The following is a 317-nucleotide window of genomic DNA, read 5'->3' as shown; positions in this document are numbered from 1 at the left end:
AAAAAGTGAGGCGGTATAAACCGCCTTATTTTTTCTTCACATTCTTACTTTTCTTAAAAATCTCTTACCTTTTATTTCTCCAAATAGCTATTTGGCTTTCCAAGCATCTTAAAGCCCATTATTTTCAAGATTATACCTGCCTCAAAACCTTCTCTTTTCGCATAAACAAAAAGGCTCATCTTTCGATGAGCCTTCTTTCGCTTTTATTGCGTCAAATAATCAATTCAATTATTTGATGATTTTCGCTACAACGCCCGCACCTACTGTACGACCACCTTCACGAATCGCAAAACGTAAACCTTCGTCCATTGCGATTG

At 36.9% G+C, this 317-nt stretch carries 1 protein-coding gene; it reads right to left on the bottom strand.

Translation table 11 applies throughout. From position 1 onward, the window contains the following. Window positions 1-228: 228 nt before the first annotated feature. A partial coding sequence (locus AM305_RS11900) for an EF-Tu C-terminal domain-related protein (protein WP_005822489.1) occupies window positions 229-317 on the bottom strand: 89 nt, incomplete at its 5' end.

The organism is Actinobacillus minor NM305 (assembly GCF_000175195.1).
In the GTDB taxonomy this organism is placed as follows: domain Bacteria; phylum Pseudomonadota; class Gammaproteobacteria; order Enterobacterales; family Pasteurellaceae; genus Haemophilus_A; species Haemophilus_A minor.
Note: the sequence above shows the minus strand (reverse complement) of the source record. Positions and strands in the feature narration are given on the sequence as shown.